The sequence below is a fragment of the Streptomyces sp. NBC_01454 genome, from assembly GCF_036227565.1.
GTDB lineage: Bacteria > Actinomycetota > Actinomycetes > Streptomycetales > Streptomycetaceae > Streptomyces.
In genome coordinates, this window is record NZ_CP109460.1 from 6,125,743 (window position 1) to 6,141,024 (window position 15,282).

Genomic DNA, 15,282 nt, shown 5'->3' on the forward strand with positions numbered 1-15,282 from the left:
CCGGCCGGGCCCGACCTACGATCATCCGCATGTCAGAGCAGAGGGCGGCAGCGCGGCTGTCGCGGGCCGGGGCGGCGGGGTGTGCCGCCCTGGTCCTCGCGCTGCTCGCCCCGCTGGCGGGCTGTGGGCCGACGGCCTCCACGCCGGCCCGTTTCCCGGACGTCCAGCGGATGCTCGATGCCCGTGCGCAGGCCGTACGGAAGCGGGACGCGGCGGGCTTTCTCGCCTCCGTCGACCCGCGGGCCACCGGCTACCGCAGCCGGCAGCGCGCGATGTTCGCCCACCTCGCGGGCGTACCGCTGGCCGACTGGCGCTACGACCTCGACTCGACCGGCGCCTTCCCGCTCCCGTCCGGCGGCGGCACCCACCTGGCCGCGAAGGTGCGGCTGCGCTACCGCCTCAAGGGCTATGACACCGCGCCGGTGCACTCCGTGCAGTACCTCACCCTGACCGAGCGCGACGGCCGCTGGCTGATCTCCTCCGACACCGACGGCGCCGACGAGGGCCGCACCGGCACCCGGCAGCTGTGGGACCAGGGCCCGGTGCGGCTGGTGCGCGGCCGGCACAGCCTGGTCCTCGGCGGCCCGGCACATCCGGGGCGGCTGAAGGACCTGGCGCGCCGGGTGGACCGGGCGGTGCCCGCGGTCTCCGCGGCCTGGAAGGGGAAGTGGGCGCGCAAGGTCGTCGTGGAGGCGCCGGACTCGGTCGAGCGGATGGCGCAGCTGATGGGCAGCGACGACCCGTCCGGCTATGCGGGGATCGCGGCGGTCACCACCGGGGAGGCGGGCGTCGAGGCGGCCGCGCCCGCGGACCGCGTGATCATCAACCCGGACGCCTACGAGGAGCTCAACGACCTGGGCCGCACCGTGGTGCTCACCCACGAGACCACCCATGTCGCCACCCGCACGGCCACCACTCGGGCCACCCCACTGTGGCTCTCCGAGGGCTTCGCCGACTGGGTCGCCTACCGCGGCATCCGCCACAAGGCCGTCACCACCGCCCCCGAACTCACCCGCGCGGTCGCCGGCGGCAAGCTCCCCGCCCGGCTGCCGACCGACGGGGACTTCGGCTTCCGGGCCGGCGCCGACCGGCTGGCGAAGGCGTACGAGGGCAGCTGGCTGGCCTGCCGGATGATCGCGGAGAAGTGGGGCGAGGCCAAGCTGATCGCCTTCTACAAGGCGGCCGGCAAGAGCGCGATCCGCATCGCGAGCGGGAGCACGGGGGCCCCGATGGAGGCGGCCACGGCCGCGACGCCGGGCACCGGTCCGGCCTGGCCGGCCGCCGGCACCGGGCACCGGCCACCGTCCCGCACCGACCGGACGGACCGCGCCATGCGCACCCAACTGGGCATCGGTATGGCGGAGTTCACCCGTCGGTGGCGCGCTTTCGTACGGCAGCAGCTGCGGCGGTGAGCCGGGGCGCGGCGGCAGCGGTCCCGTCGGCCGGCGTGCGGGCGCCGACCACGCCGGCGCCGGCCCCGGGCCCGTCCTCCCCGCATCCGCCGTCCCCGGCCGTGACCCACAGCCGGCGGCAGGCGAGGAGCGAGGCGGCGACCAGCAGACCGTTGCGCACGACCAGCAGGGCGATGCCCTTCGGGTCGCTCGCCACGACATCGGCGAACCGGACGGGGAACTCCAGCAGGGTGACCCCGGTGGCGAGCAGCACCAGCACCGCCGGCAGCGTCTGCCGGCACCCGCGTACGGTCACGCACACCGCGGCGAGCCCCACCAGCCACAGCATGTACTGCGGGCTGATCACCCGGCTGGTGGTCGTGAACAGCAGGGTCGCGGTGAAGGCCGCCTCGCACAGCGTCGCCGGGCCCGGTGCCCGGGTCCGCACCCGCCACAGGAACAGCCAGCCCACGGCCGCCAGGCTCAGCGTGAGCGCGACGGTGCCGGCGACGGCGACGCCCGGCCCGAGGAACTCCAGCGAGCCGTAGTTCAGCAGCACCTGGCCCTGCCACCCGAAGTGCCGGGCGAAATGGAAGGCCAGGGCGCCGAGTGACTCGACCTCCGTCCCGCGGTCGCGCTGGAAGGTGAGGAATGTGAGCGCGCCCGGTGCGGCGGCGACGAAGAACAGGGTCAGCCCGGCGGCGGTGGCGGCCGCGCTCCACCACAGGGCACGGGCCCGCCGGCCGCGCACCGCCGCCCCGGTCAGCAGCAGCGCGGGCCAGACCTTCAGCAGCGCGCCGAAGGCGATCAGCGCGCCCGCCACCCGCGGCCGGCGCACGGCGGCGAACAGCGCGGCGACGGCGACCGCGGTGACCATCAGGTCGTAGCGGGCGTAGGCGGTCGGGCCCAGCAGCGCCACCCCCGCGATCCACACCCAGGCCCCGGCCGGGCGGTGGCCGGGCCGCCGGCCGGCTCGCAGGAAGAGGGCCAGCACCACCGCGTCGGTGAGCAGGATCAGGAGGAAGAACGCCGGGGCGTAGTCCAGGAACGGCAGCAGGCCGGGGGAGAGGATCGCGAGGGCGGCGGCCGGCGGGTACTGCCAGGTCACATCGGCCCGCGGGAAGGTGCCGGATCTCAGGACGTCGAACCAGCCCTGGTAGATCACCGAGACATCGGTGGTGACATCCGGCCCCGGCAGGACCAGCACCCGCAGGACGCACAGCAGCACCACGGCCCGGGTCACGGCCCATGCCGCCACCGGGAGCCACACCCCGCGTGCCGTGCTGATCCTGGTCATCGTCACCTCGTCGCCGCTCGTCCGGGGCTCGCCGGCGCCGCGGGCGGCGCCGGGGTCACGGCGCCCTGCCTGCCGTTTCCCGCCCGTGCAGTCTGCCTGATCCCGGGGCCGGCCGGTCATGACCGTCAGGCAGGACGGGGAGGGCGGGGCGGGCCGTCCCCGTCCGGCGGCCGCCCGGTACTGTCGGGCCCGAACCGCCGAGACCGACCGCCCGGACCGACCGCCGAGAGACCATCGTGCACAAGACCCTGATCGTCACGAACGACTTCCCGCCCCGGCCCGGCGGCATCCAGGCCTTTCTGCACAGCATGGCGCTGCGGCTGGACCCCTGCGAGGTCGTCGTCTACGCCTCGACCTGGAAGCGCGGCGCGGAGGGCCGCGCGGCCACCGCCGCCTTCGACGCCGAGCAGCCGTTCCCGGTGGTCCGGGACCGTACGACGATGCTGCTGCCCACCCCGCGGGTGACCCGGCGGGCCACCGGGCTGCTGCGCGAACACGGCTGCTCCTCGGTGTGGTTCGGCGCGGCGGCGCCGCTCGGGCTGATGGCGCCCGCGCTCCGTGCGGCCGGCGCCCGGCGCATCGTGGCGACCACGCACGGCCACGAGGCGGGCTGGGCTCAGCTGCCGGCCGCCCGGCAGCTGCTGCGCCGGATCGGCGCGGGCACCGACACCCTCACCTACCTCGGCGAGTACACCCGCACCCGGATCGCCGGTGCGCTCGCCCCCGGGGACGCCGCGCGGATGGTCCCCCTCCCGCCCGGCGTCGACGAGAAGACCTTCCACCCCGGCTCGGGCGGCGACGAGGTACGGGCCCGGCTCGGCCTCGCCGGCCGGCCGGTGGTGGTGTGTGTCTCCCGGCTGGTCCCGCGTAAGGGCCAGGACACCCTGATCGAGGCGATGCCGGCCGTCCTGTCCGCGGTGCCCGACGCCGTCCTGCTGATCGTCGGCGGCGGCCCGTACGAGAAGGACCTGCACGCGCTGGCGGCCGCCAAGGGCGTCGGGGACGCGGTGCGCTTCACCGGGGCGGTCCCGTGGGAGGAACTGCCGGCGCACTACGGCGCGGGCGATGTCTTCGCGATGCCGTGCCGCACCCGCCGCGGCGGACTCGACGTCGAGGGCCTGGGCATCGTCTACCTGGAGGCCTCCGCGACCGGACTCCCCGTGGTGGCGGGCGACTCGGGCGGCGCCCCCGACGCCGTCCTGGACGGCGAGACGGGCTGGGTGGTCCCCGGCGGATCTCCGGCGCCGACCGCCGAGCGCCTGATCACCCTGCTCCGCGACCCGGCCCTGCGCCGCACCATGGGCGCCCGCGGCCGCGCCTGGGTGGAGGAGAAGTGGCGCTGGGATCTGCTCGCGGAGCGGCTGAAGGAACTTCTGTAGGACCGCCCGGGGAGAGCCCGGGCGGCGTCCCCCGGGCACCCGGCCCGCACTCCCCGGCACACGCGATCCGCCGCCGTGGCGGCAGCCACGACGGCGGATGACGGTGATGCGGGGCGGTCCGCCCTGGGGACACCCTAGGACCGGTAGATCGCCTCGATCTCCTCCGCGAAGTCCTTCGCGACCACGTTCCGCTTGAGCTTCAGCGACGGGGTGACATGGCCCGACTCCTCGGTGAACTGGGCCGGCAGAATGCGGAACTTGCGCACCGACTCGGCCTTGGAGACGGCCGCGTTGCCGTCGTCGATGGCGCGCTGGACGGCGGCCAGCAGCTCCGGGTCCTCGGCGACCTGGGACGGCGTCACATCGGCGGGGTGGCCGTGCTCCTCGGCCCAGCGGGGCAGGAACTCCTCGTCGAGGGTGATCAGCGCGCCGATGAACGGCCGGCCGTCGCCGACGACCATGCACTCGGCGATCAGGGCGTGCGCCCGGATACGGTCCTCGATCACGGCGGGGGCGACGTTCTTGCCGCCCGCGGTGACCAGTATTTCCTTCTTGCGGCCGGTGATGGCGAGGTAGCCGTCCTCGTCGAGGGTGCCGAGGTCGCCGGTGTGGAACCAGCCGTCGGACAGCGCCTCCTTGGTGGCCGACGGGTTGTTCCAGTACTCGGTGAAGAGGTGCTCGCCGTGCAGCAGCACCTCGCCGTCGTCGGCGATCCGCACCACCGAGCCGGGCAGCGGCTGGCCGACGGTGCCGATCTTCTGCCGGTCCCAGGGGTTGAACGCGGTCGCCGCACAGGACTCCGTCAGGCCGTAGCCCTCCAGGGCGGTGAAGCCGATGCCGCGGTAGAAGTGGCCGAGGCGCTCGCCCAGCGGGGCGCCGCCGGAGATGGCGTGGGTGGCGCGGCCGCCGAGGACGGCCCGCAGCTTGCTGTAGACCAGCCGGTCGAAGACCTTGTACTTCAGCTTCAGGCCCAGCGCCGGGCCCTCCGGGGCGTCCAGCGCGCGGCTGTAGGCGATCGCGATGTCCGCCGCCTTGTCGAAGATCTTGCCCTTGCCGTCCGCCTGCGCCTTGGCCCGCGCCGAGTTGTAGACCTTCTCGAAGACCCGCGGCACGCCCAGGACCAGCGTCGGGCGGAAGGAGGCGAGGTCCTCGGTGAGGTTCTTGATGTCGGGGGCGTGGCCCAGCTTGATGGGCGCCATCACGGCGGCGATCTGCACCAGCCGGCCGAAGACGTGCGCGATGGGGAGGAAGAGGAGCACCGAGGAGTCGCCGGTACGGAACAGCGGCCGCAGCCGCTCGACGATGTTGCCGCACTCCGCGAAGAAGCTGCGGTGGCTGAGCACACAGCCCTTGGGGCGGCCGGTGGTGCCGGAGGTGTAGACGATGGTGGCCGGGGAGTCGGCGTCGGCCAGCGCGCTGCGCGCCTCCACCTCGTCATCGGTGATGCCGGCGCCCGCGGCCTGCAGCCGGGCGATGGCGTCCCGCTCGATCTGCCAGATGTTCTCCAGGTCGGGCAGCCGGTCGCGCACCGATTCCACGGTCGCCTCGTGGGTGGGGGACTCCACCAGGCAGGCCACCGCGCCGGAGTCGCCGAGGATCCACTGGATCTGCTCGGCCGAACTGGTCTCGTACACCGGGACGGTGACGGCCCCGGCGCTCCAGATGGCGAAGTCCAGCAGCGTCCACTCGTAGCGGGTGCGCGACATCAGGCCGACCCGGTCGCCGGGCTGCACACCGGACGCGATCAGGCCCTTGGCCGCGGCGCGGACCTCGGCGAGGAAGGCGGTGGCGGTGACGTCCTGCCATACGCCGTTCACCTTGCGGCCCATGACGGCAACATCCGGATGCTGCGCGGCATTTCGGCGGATAAGATCCGTCAGATTGCCGTCTGCGGGGACCTCGTACAGGGCCGGAAGGCTGAACTCGCGCAAGACTGCTGCTCCTCAAAAGCGCCGGCACCACGACTGTGTGTGCACCGGCGGCGGTCCATGATCATGCAGGGGGAGAGTGGACTGCCCGGACGTTACCCATGGGTATTGGACTTGGGATAGGGGGGAACGGTCAGATGTTCGATGCGTCACATGCTGCGGGACACGCCATGGGGACTGTCCCGCGCAGACTAGACCAGCGGGTCGGTGACCCGAAAGTAACCCCAGGTCCCACCACCCCTCCCGCCCCCCCGCCCGGGCGACCTAGGGTGACGTCATGCGCGTGCATGTGGTCAGTGACGTACACGGCAACAGCCGGGACCTCGCGGCGGCCGGAGAGGGCGCCGATGCCCTGGTGTGCCTCGGTGACCTGGTCCTCTTCCTCGATTACGCGGACCATTCGCGCGGCATCTTCCCCGACCTCTTCGGACCCGAGAACGCCGGCGCCCTGGTCGAACTGCGCACCGCCCGCCGCTTCGAGGAGGCCCGCGCCCTGGGCCGCCGGCTGTGGGGCGAACTCGACCGCACGGGCGCGAGCCGGGAGTCGGTCATCGAGGGCGCGGTCCGCCGGCAGTACGCCGAACTCTTCGCGGCCTTCCCCGCCCCCACGTACGCCACCTACGGCAACGTCGATATCCCGCGCCTGTGGCCCGAGTACGCCCGGCCCGGCACCACCGTCCTGGACGGCCAGCGGGTGGAGATCGGCGGCCGGGTCTTCGGGTTCGTCGGCGGCGGGCTCACCAGCCCCATGCGCACGCCGTACGAGATCAGCGACGAGGAGTACGCCGCCAAGATCGAGGCGGTGGGCGAGGTGGACGTGCTGTGCACCCACATCCCGCCCGAGGTCCCCGAGCTCTGCTACGACACCGTCGCCCGCCGCTTCGAGCGCGGCAGCGCGGCCCTGCTGCACGCCATCCGCACCACCCGCCCGCGCTACTCCCTCTTCGGCCATGTGCACCAGCCGCTGGCCCGGCGGGTCCGGATCGGGGGCACGGAATGCGTCAATGTCGGGCACTTCAACGCGACCGGTACGCCCTACGTCCTGCAGTGGTGAGGCCGCGCGCGCCCCGGCCGGGCGGGCGCGGGGGCCGGACGGCGGCCGCCCGGGCCCGTCGTGCCGGGCCTGCTGGTGTCCGCCCGCAGGTTCCCGCGCGGTAGCCTCGGAGCCTGTAGCAGCACAGACACCGCGCAATAGGGGTCTCCCCGGCTCATGGGGGTCCCCCCGCTCGAGCGAAGCCGAGAGCGGGGGGAGGAGCTGAGAACTCGGGGAAGGGTCGGCGGACCGGCATGAATCGGCATGGAGGAGTCACGGCGATGGCCGAACACACCAGCTCGAGCATCACGATCGAGGCGGCACCCGCCGAAGTGATGGGAGTGATCGCCGACTTTGACCGCTACCCGGACTGGACCGGTGAGGTCAAAGAGGCAGAGGTCCTCGAGAAGGACGACCACGGCCGCGCCGCGCAGGTGCGCCTGCTGCTGGACGCCGGGGCGATCAAGGACGACCACACCCTGGCCTACACCTGGACCGGCGAGAACGAGGTCAGCTGGTCCCTGGTCAAGTCGCAGATGCTGCGTGCCCTCGACGGCTCCTACCGCCTGGCCGCGCTGGACAACGGCGCGCGCACCGAGGTGACCTACCAGCTCACCGTCGACGTCAAGATCCCCATGCTCGGGATGATCAAGCGCAAGGCCGAGAAGGTCATCATCGACCGTGCGCTGGCCGGGTTGAAGAAGCGCGTCGAGAGCGGCCCCGCCGGCCACGCCGCGGAGCCTGCCGACGGGGCCGGTTCCGCCGACGAGGCCAAGAAGCTCTGAGCGTGCGCACCGTCCTCGTCACGGGCCCCGGCGGCGCGGGCCGCACCACGCTCGCCGCCGCGACCGCCCTGGCGGGCGCCCGGCGAGGCGTGCGGGCACTGCTGCTCACCACCGGGGGCGGCGCGGTGGAATCGGTGCTGGGCGTCCCCCTGGACGCCGATGCGCCCACCCCGATAGCGCCGGGCCTGCACGCCCGGCGCATCGACCCCGCCGGCCGCTTCCGCCGGGAGTTCCTCGCGTTCCAGGAGCGCGCGGGCGCCGCCCTCGATCTGCTCGGCGCCGCCCCGCTCGACGAGGACGAACTCACCGAACTCCCCGGCTCCGGGGACTTCGCGCTGTTGCAGGCGCTGCGCGCCGCACACGCCGCGGACGACTGGGACCTGGTCGTCGTCGACATGCCGCCGGCCGCCGAAGCGGTCCGGCTGCTCGCGCTGCCGGCCCAGGTGCGCCGCTATCTGCGCCGGCTGCTGCCTCCCGAGCGCCAGGCCGCCCGCGCGCTGCGCCCGGTGCTCGCCCAGCTCGCCGGCGTCCCGATGCCGGCCCAGAAGCTGTACGACGCCGCCGAGCGCTGGGAGCGGGAACTCGCCGCCGTCCAGCGCGTGATCGACGCCCCCGGCACCTCCGTCCGCCTGGTCACCGACGCCGGACCGGTCGCCGCCGCCACGCTGCGCGACCTCCGTGCCGGACTCGCGCTGCACGGCCGGCGCACCGACGGCCTGGTCGTCAACCGGCTGCTGCCCACCGGCTCCGCGGACCCCTTCCTCGCCGCCCTTTCCGGCAGCCAGCAGTCCGCCCTCAAGGCGCTGCGCGAGGAGTTCCCCGACGTCCCCGTCCACGAGGTGGCGCATCTGGGCCGCGACCCCCAAGGCGTCGCCGCACTCGAGGAGTTGGCCGGCGACGGAGCCGGTGAGACCGGCGTGGGCGCTCCCGCCGAGGGACCCGGCCGCGACCCCTGGACGGTCGAGGACCGCCTGGAGAGCGACGGCATCCTCGTTTGGCGGGTGCCGCTTCCCGGGGCCGAACGCCGGGGCCTGGGCCTGGTGCGCCGCGGCGACGAGATCGTGGTCACCGTGGGCCGCTTCCGGCGGATCCGTACGCTGCCCTCCGCGCTGCGCCGCTGCTCCGTCTCCGGTGCCGGACTGCGCGACGGCGTCCTGGACATCCGCTTCACCCCCGATCCCGGGCTGTGGCCCAAGAGCGACTGAACGCGCCACCGCCGTTCGGGTACCGTCGAGGGTGGGGCGCCGCCCGCGACGTGCCCGTCTTGCACCCCTTCGCCGTACTGCCTCGCCGCAGGAGTCACGGAGTTCATCATGAGTGATGCCACCGAGCGCCCCGCCGACCGCAGGGCCGAGCCCGATGCCGACGCCTGGGAGACCGCCTGCGCCGAGGACCTCGCGGCCGAGAAGGCCCGCCATCGCGACGCCCACGGCCCGCAGCCGGGCAGCGCCGCCGAGGAGCTGCGCAAGCTCGCCGAGGCGGTCACCGACAAGATCGCCGGCATCCAGCTGCCCGGTGCGCTCGGCGGGATCGCCGCGCAGGGCGCCGTCAACCAGCTGTTCAAGCAGGCCAGGGCCGCCGTCGAGCCGGTCATCGAGCGCAACCCCGCCATCTTCGACCACCTCGCCGCGGCCGGCTCCGAGCTGCTGGCCGCCTACCGCTCCGCCGTCGAGGGCAGCGAGCGCCGCTGGACCCGTGAGGACCTCGACGACCGGCCCGGCGGCCGCCGCGGTGACGATCCCCGTGACGACGACGGTCCCGCCGGCACCGAGCGGATCGATCTCGACTGAGCCCTCCGCCCCCCGCGCACCGGCGGATACCCCTCCCGCCGGCCCCCTGAGGGGAGCGGCAGGCGCTCCCGCCTCCGGTACGGTGGATCCTGGCGGGGTTCGAGCGAAAAACTGAGGGACACATGGGACTCACCATCGGCGTCGACATCGGCGGCACGAAGATCGCGGCCGGCGTGGTCGACGAAGAGGGCTCGATCCTTGAAACGTGCACGGTGCAGACTCCGCATGCCACCGAGGCGCTGACCGAGGCCATCGCGGAGGCGGTGCGCACCGTGGGAGCCGGCCATCAGGTCGAGGCCGTCGGCATCGGCGCCGCCGGCTACGTCGACGAGAAGCGGGCCACGGTCCTGTTCGCACCGAACATCGACTGGCGCCACGAGCCGCTCAAGGACAAGGTCGAACAGCGCGTCGGCCTGCCCGTGGTGGTCGAGAACGACGCCAACGCCGCGGCCTGGGGCGAGTACAGGTTCGGCGCCGGCCAGGGCCACAGCGACGTCATCTGCATCACCCTCGGTACCGGCCTGGGCGGCGGCATCATCATCGGCAACAAGCTGCGCCGCGGCCGGTTCGGCGTCGCCGCCGAGTTCGGCCACATCCGGATGGTGCCCGACGGACTGCTGTGCGGCTGCGGCAACCAGGGCTGCTGGGAGCAGTACGCCTCCGGCCGCGCCCTGCTGCGCTACGCCCGCCAGCGCGCCTTCGCCACCCCCGAGAACGCCCAGATCCTGCTGTCGCTCGGCGACGGCACGTCCGAGGGCATCCAGGGCCGGCACGTCAGCGAGGCCGCCCGCCAGGGCGACCCGGTGGCCATCGACTCGTTCCGCGAGCTGGCCCGCTGGGCCGGCGCCGGCCTCGCCGACCTCGCCTCGCTCTTCGACCCGTCCGCCTTCATCGTCGGCGGCGGGGTCTCCGACGAGGGCGAGTTGGTCCTGGGGCCGATCCGCAAGTCCTTCCGCCGCTGGCTGGTCGGCAACCAGTGGCGGCCGCACGCCCAGGTGCTCGCCGCCCAGCTCGGCGGCAAGGCCGGTCTGGTCGGCGCGGCCGACCTGGCGCGCCAGGGCTGAGGAGCCCGCGGGTCGTCGGTGTCCGATGGCCCGTTGTCACTGCGTCCGGCACCGCCCGTCGCGTCCCGTGGGGAGGCGGCGGGCGGTGCTCTATCTTGGCCCGCGTGACGATCCCGGTGAGAGGACCCGCCGCCTTGCTCTCGCTCCCCGAGTCCCGTACCGAGCCCGGCCCCGCTCCCGACGACCGGGACACCGGCACCACCGCGCGGCCCGGCGGCGCGGCCGTGATCCGGGTGCTCAGCTACAACATCCGCTCGATGCGCGACGACCGGGCGGCGCTGGCCAGGGTCATCCGGGCCTGCGCCCCCGACCTCGTACTGATCCAGGAGGCGCCGCGGTTCTTCCGCTGGCGCAAGACCGCCGAGAAGCTGGCCCGTGCGGCCGGGCTGGTCCATGTCACCGGCGGCGCCACGGCCGCGGGCCCGATGATCCTGTCCACCCTGCGCGCCCATGTCGAGCGCACCGAGGACATCCTGCTGCCCCGCACCCCCGGACTGCACCGGCGCGGCTTCGCCACCGCCGTGGTCCGTATCGGCGGGGCCCGGCTCGGCGTGCTCAGCTGCCATCTCAGCCTCGCCGACCGGGAGCGCTACGCGCAGGCCGGGCTGCTGCTGGAGCGGCTGGCCGCACTGGACGTGCCGTACGCCGTCGCCGGGGGCGACCTCAACGACCGGCCGGACGGCCGCAGTTTCCGCCGGCTGGCGGGGGCGCTCACGGACGCCTGGGCGGCCCAGCCGTGGGGCGGGGAGTTCACCTCCACGCCCGGTGACCCGCATCAGCGGATCGACGCGATCTTCACCACCGACGGTGTGGAGGTGCTCGGCTGCGGGGTGCCGCACGGGCTGCCGGGGGTGGGCGAGGACGACCTCAGAGCGGCCACCGACCATCTGCCGGTGCTGGCCGCCCTGCGGGTGCCGGCCACGGGCTGACTCACACCACCGCGCCGCTGCCCGGCAGGTCGTCGTCCTCGTCGTCGTTCTTCATCCGGGCCACCAGGGTGGCGAACCCGCCGAGGAACCCGCCGATGCCCAGGAGCGTGATCCACCACGTCACCGGCTGCTGCAGCAGCACCATGGTCACCAGCAGCAACGGGCCGCCGAGCACCGCGATCCAGGCGAACTTGGCCGTGACGTCGGCCTGCGGCAGCGGGGGTGGTTCGGGCGGGGTGAAGTGCCCCTCGTCCGAGGACTCGGCGGCGTTCCAGTCGCGGGGGCCGACGCCCGGCGCGTAGACCACGAAGCTGCCCGGCCGCGCGGCGCCGGCCGGCGGGTCCCCGGCCCCGGGCCCGGCCGTGGCCGTGTCGTCCTTCGCGCCCGGATCGTCCGGGTCGTCCGGCGCGCCCTTCTCGTCCTTGCCGTCGCCGTCGCCGTCGCCGTCGTCGGCCGGGGCCGCCCGCGGGATGTCCTCCGCGGGGAACGCCGGCTGCTCGCCGTAGCCCGCCACGATCTCGGCCCAGGCGGCCTCTTCGTCCAGCGGGTCCCGGGGGTCGCGGGGGCTATGCTCCGCCACGGTCCGCCGTCCCCTCCCGGGCGGTGCCCGCCGCGTCCGCCCCCGTCTGCGGGGCGAGCCGGGTGATGAAGGCGAGGGTGTCCCGGAAGATCTGCTCGGCATCGTGGTCGAGCGTCGCGACGTGGTAGCTGCGCTCCAGCAGCGTCTGGCGGACATCGGTCGAGGAGACCCGGCTCAGGATGCGCTCGGAGTCCACCGGCGGGACGACATGGTCCTGCGGGCTGGTCATCACCAGCAACGGCTGGGTGACACGCGGGAGTTCGGAGTCGACCTGCTGGAAGAACCGGCGCAGTGAATGCGCGGCGTGCAGCGGCACCCGGTCGTAGCCGACCTCCTCGGCACCGGGCTTGGCGATGTCGCTGGCGATCCCCTTGGTCGTCCGCACGAGATGGCGCAGCACCGGCAGCAGCGGCCCGGCCGCGTCGTGCACCTTGTTGGCGGGGTTGACCACCGCGACGCCGCTGATCGCGTCGCCGTGCTTGGCGGCCAGCCGCAGCGCCAGCGCGGCGCCCATCGACAGGCCGCAGACGAAGACCGCGGCGCAGCGCTCGGTCAGCGCCCGCAGTTCGCGGTCGACCTCGGCGTACCAGTCCTGCCAGGTCGTGATCTGCAGGTCCTGCCAGCGGGTGCCGTGACCGGGCAGCAGCGGCAGGCTGACCGTGAGCCCCTGGTCGGCCAGATACTCGGCCCAGGGGCGCACGGACTGGGGGGAGCCGGTGAAGCCGTGGCACACGAGGACGCCGACCTCTCCGCCGTCACGGCGGAACGGCTCGGTTCCGGGAAGGAGCGGCACCGCGGGACTCCGATCGATGAGAGGGCCTGGCGAGTTACCCCAGGGTACGCAAAGTGACGGCGGGCGGGTAGGTCCGGCGACGGGCGCGACGCGAGCGGGCCACCGCGGCAGGTTAAGGTCTTTGCGTCACACACAGGAGGCAGTCGGTTGATCTACGGCGCAATGAAGTTTTCCATCGGCGGGTCGCTGAAGCTTGCCTTCAGGCCCTGGGTGGAAGGCATCGAGAACATTCCCGCCGAGGGTCCGGCGATCCTCGCGAGCAACCATCTGTCCTTCTCGGACTCCTTCTTCCTGCCCGCGGTGCTGGACCGGAAGGTCACCTTCATCGCCAAGGCCGAGTACTTCACCTCGCCGGGCGTGAAGGGCAAGCTGACCGCCGCGTTCTTCAAGGGCGTGGGCCAGCTGCCGGTCGACCGCTCCGGCGGACGCGGCGCGGGCGAGGCGGCGATCAAGAGCGGCATCGACGTGCTGGAGCGCGGTGAGCTGTTCGGCATCTACCCGGAGGGCACCCGCTCCCCGGACGGCCGGCTCTACCGCGGCAAGCCGGGCGGCCTGGCACGGGTGGCGCTGGCCACCGGGGCGCCGGTCATCCCCGTGGCGATGATCGACACCGAGAAGGTGCAGCCGCCGGGCAAGATCGTGCCCAAGATGATCCGGCCGGGCATCCGTATCGGCAAGCCGCTGGACTTCACCCGCTATCAGGGCATGGAGGGCGACCGCTTCATCCTGCGGTCGGTCACCGACGAGGTCATGTACGAGATCATGAAGCTGTCCGGCCAGGAGTACGTCGACATCTACGCGACCGCGGCCAAGCGCCAGATCGCCGACGCGGCGAAGGCGGCGGAGGCGAAGAAGAAGGCCGAGGCGGAGCAGGCCAAGAAGGCGGCCGCCGAATAGCACGGGCAGGGCCGAGACCGGGCGCGGGTGCCCGGCGAGGGGGACGGCGATGACGGATACCGACACGGACACGGACACGGACACAGGGACGGTGCGCGGGGCCATGGCAGCCCGGCGCCACGGCAAGCGCCCCCCCAAGGTGCTGCGGATGTCCGTCGAACTCCCGCTGTGGCGGGCGCTCACCGGCTACCGGATCCTCACCCTCCTCTACACCCTGTGCCTGGTCGGTCTCTCCTACCGGCGCTACGCGCATCCGCTCGGCGCCGCCGCGTACATGGGTGCGCTGACCGTCTGGATGGTGCTGACCTGGCGGCGCACCATGTCACCGGAGCGCTGCACCCGGCAGTTCCTGGTCGCCGATCTCGCCTTCGCGGTCGGCGGCATCCTGCTCACGCCGCTGGTCGACAGCCACGCCCGCATCATGGGCGGCGGGCCGACGCTGCCGTCCATCTGGACGGCGGGTGCCGTCCTCGGCTTCGCGATCAAGGGCGGCTGGCGCTGGGCCGCGGTGGCCTCCAGCTTCGTGGCGGTGGCCAATCTGGTCGAGCGTCAGGAGCTGGCCCGCGACACCGTCCACAACGTGGTGCTGGTGTGGGTGGCCAGCGTCGGCATCGGCTATGTCGTCGAGGTGGCCCGCTCCAGTGAGCGCACCCTCGCGCGCGCCCTGCAGATCGAGGCGGCCACCCGGGAGCGGGAGCGGCTGGCCCGCGACATCCACGACAGCGTGCTCCAGGTGCTGGCGATGGTGCAGCGGCGCGGTACCGAGATCGGCGGCGAGGCGGCCGACCTCGGCCGGATGGCCGGTGAACAGGAGGTCGCGCTGCGGACCCTGGTCGCCGGCGGGCTGCTGCCGCCGCCCGGCGGCCGGCCCGGTGGCGCCGCGCCCACGGTGCCGCACCAGGCCGGTGAGCGGGAACGGGAGGACGGCCCGGTCCGCCTCGCGGCCGCCCCGGCGACGTCCGGCGGCGGGCCGTGCGATGTGCGGGCGCTGCTCGCGCCGTTCGCCGGCTGCGGGGTCACCTTCTCCGAGCCGGGCGCCCCGGTGGAGCTGCCGGCCGCGGCGGCGGCGGAGCTCGCGGCCGCTGTCAGTGCCGCGTTGGACAATGTCCGGGTGCATGCGGGGGAGGAGGCCCATGCATGGATCCTGGTGGAGGACGAGCCGGAGGCGGTGCTGGTGACCGTCCGCGACGACGGCCCCGGCATCGCCGAGGGCCGGCTCGCCGACGCCGAGCGGGAGGGCCGGCTGGGGGTGGCCCTGTCGATCCGCGGCCGGCTGCGGGATCTGGGCGGCAGCGCCCAGTGGGTCTCGGTCCCCGGCCAGGGCACGGAAGTGGAATTGACGGTTCCCAAGGATGGCGCGTCCGGCGCGTCCGGCGCGTCCGAGGGCAAACGACGGGGGAAGGCAGGCGCGTGAAC

At 73.9% G+C, this 15,282-nt stretch carries 14 protein-coding genes; 10 read left to right on the forward strand and 4 right to left on the reverse strand.

All coding sequences use genetic code 11. The annotated features are described in order from the left end of the window. The first annotated feature begins 29 nt into the window (after positions 1-29). Positions 30-1,412, forward strand: a complete 1,383-nt coding sequence (locus OIU81_RS27095; RefSeq protein WP_329151874.1) for a hypothetical protein — start codon at positions 30-32, stop codon at positions 1,410-1,412. Here OIU81_RS27095 and OIU81_RS27100 read toward each other — a convergent pair. Beyond that, entirely contained in the window at positions 1,366-2,688 is a 1,323-nt protein-coding gene (locus OIU81_RS27100; RefSeq protein WP_329151876.1) for a glycosyltransferase family 87 protein, read from the reverse strand. The genes OIU81_RS27095 and OIU81_RS27100 overlap by 47 nt on opposite strands. A gap of 236 nt (positions 2,689-2,924) precedes the next feature. Between OIU81_RS27100 and OIU81_RS27105 the strand changes: the two genes are divergently transcribed. Continuing rightward, positions 2,925-4,067, forward strand: coding sequence for a glycosyltransferase family 4 protein (locus OIU81_RS27105; RefSeq protein ID WP_329151878.1), 1,143 nt, complete (start codon positions 2,925-2,927; stop codon positions 4,065-4,067). 134 nt (positions 4,068-4,201) lie between these two features. Here the strand turns inward: OIU81_RS27105 and OIU81_RS27110 are convergent, their stop codons facing one another. Next, positions 4,202-5,998, reverse strand: a complete 1,797-nt coding sequence (locus tag OIU81_RS27110; protein WP_329151880.1) for an AMP-dependent synthetase/ligase — start codon at positions 5,996-5,998, stop codon at positions 4,202-4,204. 274 nt (positions 5,999-6,272) lie between these two features. On the opposite strand from OIU81_RS27110, the gene OIU81_RS27115 reads away from it, so the two are divergent. From OIU81_RS27115 to OIU81_RS27140, 6 genes are all read left to right on the forward strand, one after another. Then, positions 6,273-7,049, forward strand: coding sequence for a metallophosphoesterase family protein (locus OIU81_RS27115; protein WP_329151882.1), 777 nt, complete (start codon positions 6,273-6,275; stop codon positions 7,047-7,049). 260 nt (positions 7,050-7,309) lie between these two features. Next, complete coding sequence (locus tag OIU81_RS27120) at positions 7,310-7,813, forward strand: SRPBCC family protein (protein WP_329151884.1); 504 nt, start codon at positions 7,310-7,312, stop codon at positions 7,811-7,813. 2 nt (positions 7,814-7,815) lie between these two features. Further along, positions 7,816-9,018: an ArsA family ATPase gene (locus OIU81_RS27125; protein WP_329151886.1), complete on the forward strand. Its 1,203-nt coding sequence runs from the start codon at positions 7,816-7,818 to the stop codon at positions 9,016-9,018. 108 nt (positions 9,019-9,126) lie between these two features. Beyond that, positions 9,127-9,603, forward strand: a complete 477-nt coding sequence (locus OIU81_RS27130) for a DUF5304 domain-containing protein (RefSeq protein ID WP_329151888.1) — start codon at positions 9,127-9,129, stop codon at positions 9,601-9,603. A gap of 122 nt (positions 9,604-9,725) precedes the next feature. Then, on the forward strand, positions 9,726-10,667 hold the full coding sequence (locus OIU81_RS27135; RefSeq protein ID WP_329151889.1) for an ROK family glucokinase: 942 nt from the start codon (positions 9,726-9,728) through the stop codon (positions 10,665-10,667). Between the two features lie 134 nt (positions 10,668-10,801). Beyond that, entirely contained in the window at positions 10,802-11,596 is a 795-nt protein-coding gene (locus tag OIU81_RS27140) for an endonuclease/exonuclease/phosphatase family protein (protein ID WP_443074166.1), read from the forward strand. A 1-nt stretch (position 11,597) separates the two neighbouring features. Here the strand turns inward: OIU81_RS27140 and OIU81_RS27145 are convergent, their stop codons facing one another. Then, positions 11,598-12,176, reverse strand: coding sequence for a hypothetical protein (locus OIU81_RS27145; protein ID WP_329151890.1), 579 nt, complete (start codon positions 12,174-12,176; stop codon positions 11,598-11,600). Then, on the reverse strand, positions 12,163-12,969 hold the full coding sequence (locus OIU81_RS27150) for an alpha/beta hydrolase (RefSeq protein WP_329151891.1): 807 nt from the start codon (positions 12,967-12,969) through the stop codon (positions 12,163-12,165). Before OIU81_RS27150 ends, OIU81_RS27145 begins: the two co-directional genes overlap by 14 nt. A gap of 162 nt (positions 12,970-13,131) precedes the next feature. Between OIU81_RS27150 and OIU81_RS27155 the strand changes: the two genes are divergently transcribed. Both OIU81_RS27155 and macS read left to right on the forward strand, forming a co-directional pair. Next, on the forward strand, positions 13,132-13,866 hold the full coding sequence (locus OIU81_RS27155; RefSeq protein WP_329151893.1) for a lysophospholipid acyltransferase family protein: 735 nt from the start codon (positions 13,132-13,134) through the stop codon (positions 13,864-13,866). Between the two features lie 103 nt (positions 13,867-13,969). After that, the gene (macS, locus tag OIU81_RS27160; protein ID WP_443074167.1) at positions 13,970-15,280 is read left to right on the forward strand and encodes a MacS family sensor histidine kinase; all 1,311 of its coding nucleotides are present in this window, start codon (positions 13,970-13,972) and stop codon (positions 15,278-15,280) included. Positions 15,281-15,282 lie beyond the last annotated feature (2 nt).

Bases quoted from the DNA above. Each gene is read 5' to 3' on its own strand.
- OIU81_RS27155 (WP_329151893.1), top strand. From the start codon at position 13,132: ATGAAGTTTTCCATCGGCGGGTCGCTGAAGCTTGCCTTCAGGCCCTGG.
- OIU81_RS27135 (WP_329151889.1), top strand. From the start codon at position 9,726: ATGGGACTCACCATCGGCGTCGACATCGGCGGCACGAAGATCGCGGCC.
- OIU81_RS27130 (WP_329151888.1), top strand. From the start codon at position 9,127: ATGAGTGATGCCACCGAGCGCCCCGCCGACCGCAGGGCCGAGCCCGAT.
- OIU81_RS27115 (WP_329151882.1), top strand. From the start codon at position 6,273: ATGCGCGTGCATGTGGTCAGTGACGTACACGGCAACAGCCGGGACCTC.
- OIU81_RS27095 (WP_329151874.1), top strand. From the start codon at position 30: ATGTCAGAGCAGAGGGCGGCAGCGCGGCTGTCGCGGGCCGGGGCGGCG.
- OIU81_RS27100 (WP_329151876.1), bottom strand. From the start codon at position 2,688: ATGACCAGGATCAGCACGGCACGCGGGGTGTGGCTCCCGGTGGCGGCA.
- OIU81_RS27120 (WP_329151884.1), top strand. From the start codon at position 7,310: ATGGCCGAACACACCAGCTCGAGCATCACGATCGAGGCGGCACCCGCC.
- macS (WP_443074167.1), top strand. From the start codon at position 13,970: ATGGCAGCCCGGCGCCACGGCAAGCGCCCCCCCAAGGTGCTGCGGATG.